This is a genomic window from Paraconexibacter sp. (genome assembly GCF_041602235.1).
Classification (GTDB): Bacteria; Actinomycetota; Thermoleophilia; order Solirubrobacterales; family Solirubrobacteraceae; genus Paraconexibacter.
In genome coordinates this window covers 1-6,122 of record NZ_JBFIGP010000232.1, presented here as the reverse complement: position 1 = coordinate 6,122, position 6,122 = coordinate 1, and the positions used below count along the sequence as shown (strand labels likewise).

The 6,122-nt window shown below is 74.3% G+C and carries 3 protein-coding genes; all 3 read left to right on the top strand.

Annotation, left to right across the window (positions count from 1 at the left end; all coding sequences use genetic code 11):
- The coding region (locus ABYE80_RS15780; RefSeq protein ID WP_372791258.1) for an alpha/beta hydrolase at nucleotides 1-1,254 on the top strand (1,254 nt) is incomplete at its 5' end.
- 54 nt (nucleotides 1,255-1,308) lie between these two features.
- Nucleotides 1,309-3,318, top strand: coding sequence for a thioredoxin domain-containing protein (locus ABYE80_RS15775; RefSeq protein WP_372791257.1), 2,010 nt, complete (start codon nucleotides 1,309-1,311; stop codon nucleotides 3,316-3,318).
- Nucleotides 3,319-3,368: 50 nt separating this feature from the next.
- A partial coding sequence (locus tag ABYE80_RS15770) for an AAA family ATPase (RefSeq protein WP_372791256.1) occupies nucleotides 3,369-6,122 on the top strand: 2,754 nt, incomplete at its 3' end.

Here is a 6,122-nt window from a genome sequence, read left to right as displayed (position 1 = left end):
GTGCTGCGCGAGCTGTGCTCGGGATCGGCCTGCCGGGGACTGCGCCAGTCGGTCACCAGGATCCTCAGCCGGACGGCGCGCAAGCTCGCCAAGGGCCGCGTGAAGGGCCGGGTCACCGCGCCGGACGGTAGCCGCGTGACCTTCCGGATCGGGGAGCAGGACCTGTTCGACGTGCTGCTCGCCGGGGATCTCAACCCCACGCTGCGCGCGGAGCTCCCGGGCTCCATGCGCGCGTTCCTGGACGGCGACCGGACCCCGCTGACGCGGCTCGCCGTGCGGGCACAGGGCCTGACCGGGGTTGCGACGCAGCAGCTGTCGCTCCCGGACAACGACGCGCTGTTCCTCGCGACACGGTGCGAGGAGTCGTTCTTCCCCGGTGACCGCTTCGCGTCCCGCTCGACCCGGATCTCCCAGGCCCGCGCCGCGATCGCGGCGCTGCCGACCCGGAACTACGCGCCGTTCAGCCGCACCGTGGCGCTCAACGCGGAGATGATCGTGCCGTGCGCGAGCTGGCCGGTCGCCTCCGCCACGCCGGTTCCGGGGGGAGCGGTCCCTGCGGTCAGGACGCTGGTCCTCGAGGGCTCCACCGACCTCCGTACGCCGCTGCTCACGGGCCAGGCCGTCGCCGCGGGGATTCCCGGCGCGCAGGTCCTGAAGGTGCCGTTCGCGGGCCACTCGGTGCTGGGCAGCGAGCCGCGCGACTGCGCTGCGCGCGCCGTCACCACGTTCCTCGGCGGGTCGCGGGTCTCCGCGTGTCCGAGGATCTCCAATCCCTTCGTCCCGACCCCGACGCCGCCGACGCGGTTGCGTCGCGTCACGGGTCGCACGAAGGCCACCCGCACGGTCAACGCGCTCATCGCCTCGATGACCGACGTGCGACGGCAGTTCATCGGCGATGCGCTGGCTGCCGGAACCGGTCTCCTGCCCGGCTCGCAGACCGGCGGTCTTCGCGGCGGGTACGCCCAGGTGACGCTGGCGGGAACGCGGTTCCGGGGGATCGAGTACGTGCCGGGCGTGAGGATCACCGGCTACCTGCCGGACCGCGGCACGGCGAAGTTCACCGTCAGCGGCTCGGCGGCGGCACGCGGGAGGGTGACGGTGAGCTCGTCGGGCCGCGTGCGCGGGCGCCTCGGCGGCAGGAAGGTGAGCGTCAAGGCGAAGGCCACCGCGGCGTCGGCCGGGGCGGTCGCGGCGGACGGACCGGTCGGTCCGCTGCCCCGGAAGGCCCGGCCGCTGGGCGGGCTCGCTCGCTGAGGTCCCCGGCACGTCTCCGGCAGGCTCGCCCTCCGACCTGCGACGCTGCGAGCCGTGCCCAACGCCCTCCAGCACGAGACCTCGCCGTACCTCCTCCAGCACCGCGACAACCCTGTCGACTGGCTCCCGTGGGGTGAGGAGGCGTGGCGGCGGGCGCGGGAGGAGCAGCGCCCGCTCCTGCTGTCCATCGGCTACAGCGCCTGCCACTGGTGCCACGTCATGGCGCACGAGTGCTTCGAGGACGCGCGGATCGCCGAGGTGATGAACCGCCACTTCGTGTGCGTGAAGGTGGACCGCGAGGAGCGGCCGGACGTCGACGCGATCTACATGGACGCGGTGCAGGCGATGACGGGGCACGGCGGCTGGCCGCTCAACGTCTTCCTGACCCCCGAGCACGTGCCGTTCTACGGCGGGACCTACTTCCCGCCCGAGCCTCGCGGCGAGATGCCCGGCTGGGTCCAGGTGCTGGAGGCGATCGCGGAGATCTGGGCCACCAAGCGCGACGAGATCGACGAGCAGGCTCAGCGCATGGTGTCGCGGATCTCCGGCGGCGCGTTCCTGGCGCCGTCCGCCGATCCGATCGGCCCCGAGGCCCTCGACGGCGTCGTGGCGCGCCTGCGCGAGACCTTCGACAGCGTCGAGGGCGGCTGGGGGTCGGCCCCGAAGTTCCCGTCCGCGTCGACGATCGAGCTGCTGCTGCGTCTGGGCGAGACGACGATGAGCGTCTACACGCTCAAGGCGATGGCCGGCGGCGGCATCAACGACCAGATCGGCGGGGGCTTCGCGCGCTACAGCGTCGACCGCTCCTGGACGGTTCCCCACTTCGAGAAGATGCTCTACGACAACGCGCTGCTCGCGCGGTGCTACCTGCACGCCTGGCAGGTGACCGGCGACGATCTCCTGCGCCGCACGTGCGAGGAGACGCTCGACTGGGCGCTGCGGGAGATGCGGGCCGACGACGGGGGGTTCCACGCCGCCCTGGACGCGGACAGCGACGGCCGCGAGGGCACGTTCTACGTCTGGACGGTGGCGGAGCTGCGGGACGCCCTCGGGGACGACGCCGAGGAGGGCATCGCCTGGCTCGGTGCGACGGAGCGGGGGAACTTCGTCGACCCGCACCACCCGGAGCTGACGGGCCGCAACGTCCTCGAGTCCAGGGGTCCGGAGCCGGAGGCCCGCGTGCGTGCGCGCATCCGGGCGAAGCTGCTGGAGGCGCGATCGGACCGCGTGCGGCCCGGACTGGACGACAAGCGACTGACGGCGTGGAACGCCCTGATGATCTCCGCGCTGGCGGAGGCCGGCGCGGTCCTGGGGCGTGAGGACCTCCTGTCGGCGGCGAGGGAGACCGCCGACTTCGTCCTGCGTGTGCTGGTGGACGACGAGGGCCGCCTGCTGCGGACCTACAGCCGCGGTCGCGCGAGGTACCGCGCGTACCTCGAGGATCACGCGTTCCTGCTCGAGGCGCTGCTGACGTTGTACGAGGCGGGCGGCGAACCGCGGTTCTTCGACGCCGCCCGGGGGCTCGCCGACGTGCTGCTGGACCGGTTCGTCGACGCGGAGCGCGGCGGGTTCTTCAGCGTGGCCGACGACCACGAGGCCCTCGTCGCCCGACGCAAGGATCTCGAGGACGCCCCCATCCCGGCCGGCGGGTCCGCCGCGACCTTCGGCCTGCTTCGGCTCGCCGCGATGACCGGCGAGCACCGCTACGAGGCGGCCGCGGTGGGACACCTCGCCCTCCTGCACACCGTCGCCCCGCAGCACCCGGCGGCCTTCGGCCACCTGCTCCAGGCGCTGCACTTCCACACCCACCCGGTGCGAGAGGTCGCGATCGTCGGACCGGCGGACGCGGTCGCCGCGCTCACCGGCGTCGTGCGGGAGCGGTACCGCCCCGACGTCGTCCTCGCGGTCGGTGACGGCGATCCGTCCGGGCCGCAGGCGCGCAGCGTGCCGCTGCTGCGCGACCGCCGCGTCCTCGACGGGGCGGCCACGGCCTACGTCTGCGAGCGCTTCGCCTGCCGCGAGCCGGTCCGGGAGCCCGGCCGGCTGCGCGACATGCTCGCCTGACGTCGCACATCGTTTCCACAAGCCCCGCCGTCCCAGGAAGAATGGACGGCGTGCACGGGGACCCGTACCGCCCGGAGATCATCCAGCGGTGGCCGACGGACGGCGCGCAGCGGCAGCACCGCGCGGTCGACGGCAGCCTGCTGATGGTCGACGTCAGCGGCTTCACCAAGCTGTCCGAGCGGCTCGCCGCGCGCGGCCCGATCGGGGCGGAGGAGCTCACGGAGATCGTCGGAACGGTCTTCGGGGGCATGCTGGACGACCTCCGCGCCTGGGGCGGTGACGTCCTGACGTTCGGGGGCGACGCACTGCTGACGCTCTTCACCGACGACGGCCACGAGGCGAGGGCGGCGGCCGCCGCCCTGCGGATCCAGGCCGGGATGCGACCGTTCCGCAACTTCCTCACCGACGCCGGGCGCGTCTCGCTGCGGGTCAGCGCCGGCGTCGCCTCCGGTCCCGTCGACCTGTTCGTCGTGGGGCGCGGGCCTCCGACGCTGGTCGTTGCCGGACCGACCGCCTCGCTGACCTGCGCCCTGGAGGGCATGGCGAGCGCGGGCGAGGTGGTGATCTCCGACGCCACCGCCGCTGCGCTGCCGAGCGCGGCCGTCGGCCGGCGGGTGGAGAGCGACGGCGTCGGGGGCCCGCTGCTGCGCGGCTCGCTCGCGCAGCTCGGACTCGCGCCGCGCCCACCGCTGCGCCCGGCGTCCGGCCCCGAGGAGGAGGCGGCTCGCGGACGTGAGGCCGAGCACCGTCTGGTGACGATCGGGTTCGTGCAGTTCCGCGGGAGCGACGCGGTGATCGGCGACGGCGGCGCGGACCGGCTCGGCGAGGCCCTCGACGATCTCGTGGACCGCGTCCAGCACCAGTGCGGCGAGTACGGCGTGACGCTCGTGAGCACCGACGTCGACCGCGACGCGGGCAAGATCATCCTCGTCGCGGGCGCCCCCCGGGCAACCGAGTTCGACGAGGACAACATGCTCCACGTGGCCCGGAGCGTCGTGGATCTCGCGAGTCCGCTGGCGATCCGCGTGGGCGTGCACCGCGGCCGCGCCTACGTCGGGGACGTCGGCACGTCGTGGCGGCGGACGTGGACGGTGATGGGCGACGCGACGAACACCGCGGCGCGGGTCATGGGCAAGGCGCCGGTGTCCGGCGTCCTGGCGACCACCACCGTCCTGGACCGGACGCGCCTGCTGTTCGCGCTCGACCCCCTCCCACCGTTCTCGGTGAAGGGCAAGCGTGACCCGCTGCACGCCGCGGTGGTCGGCGCCCCGGTGGGCGAACGCGCTCCGGCGCTCGTGGAGGACGTCCCGCTGATCGGGCGCGAGACCGAGCTCGCGACGCTCGTCGCGGCGCTCGGGGAGGCGAGCGCGGGCCGGCCGGCGGGCGTGGAGCTGGTCGGGGAGCCCGGCATCGGCAAGAGCCGGCTGGTGCAGGCGACGCTCGCCGAGGCTCGCGGCTTCCGCGTGGTGACGATCGCCGCCGGTCCCTACGGCATCTACAGCCCCTACTTCGCGGTACGGCCCGCGCTACGAGACCTCCTGGGCCTGCCGCCCGAAGGGCCGGACGAGGAGACCGAGTCGGTGCTGCGCGCCACGGTCGCCCAGGATCTGCCGGAGCTCGAGGAGTGGCTTCCGCTGCTCGGCATCCCGCTCGGGCTGCGGCTCGAGGCGACGGAGCGCACCGCAGCGCTCGCGCCGGAGTTCGCTCGTGCCCGTCTGCACGCCGTGACCAGCCGGCTCCTGCAGTCGCTCCTCGGCGCTGAGCCGGCCCTGCTGCTGCTGGAGGACGCCCACTGGCTCGACGAGGCGTCCGCCGACCTGCTCGCGTTCCTGCTCCGGGTGTTGCGCAACGGACCGCGCATGGTGCTCCTGACGCGGCGGCCGGGAACGCCGCGCCTCACGCTCGCGGGGCTGCCGAGCAGCACCGTGATCGAGCTCGTTCCCCTGGACCAGGCCCAGGCGCGTCAGCTGCTGATCGCCTCGCTCCCGGAGGGGGATGCGCTCGGCCAGGAGGCGATGACCCGCTTGCTCGACCGCGGTGGCGGGAACCCGCTGTTCCTCAACGAGCTGCTCGTCGCCGTCCGAGCCGGCGGCGACACCGCGGAGATGCCGGACACTCTGGAGGGCTTGATCGGCGCCCGCATCGACCAGCTCGACCCGGCCGACCGGGCGGTGCTGCGCGAGGCGTCGATCCTCGGCGTGTCCGTCTCGGTCCCCTTGCTCGAGGCGCTCGTCGACGACGATCCGGCCCTCGTCCACGAGCGGATCCGCCGGCTCGACGCCTTCCTGGTGGAGGAGGGCCAGGGGCGCCTGCGCTTCCGGCACGCGCTGCTGCGCGACGCGGCCTACAACGCCCTGCCGTTCCGGCTGCGGCGGACCCTCCACGCCCGCGCGGCGGACCTGCTGCGCACCGTCGGGCTACGCGGTGACGGCTCCGAGGCCGAGGCCGAGCTGCTGGCGGTCCACGAGCACGCGGCCCAGCGGTGGGACCGGGCCTGGGAGTCCTCGACCGCGGCCGGTCGCCGGGCGCTGGACAACGGCGCGCCCGTCGAAGCGATGCAGTTCTTCCGGCTCGCGATGGACAGCGCGCGGCACCTGCCCGACCTGCCGGACGCGGCACGGCGGGAACTGGCCGGCACCGTGGCGCACGCCGCCCAGCTGGCAGGCGACGTCGATGCCGCGGTGGCCGCGCTGCGCACCGCGCGGGCGCTAGCGCGCGCCGAGCCCCTGGCGCTCGCCGAGCTCTGCCGTCGGGAGGGACGACTCCGCGAGCGGGCACGCCACTACGGTCAGGCGCTGGCCTGG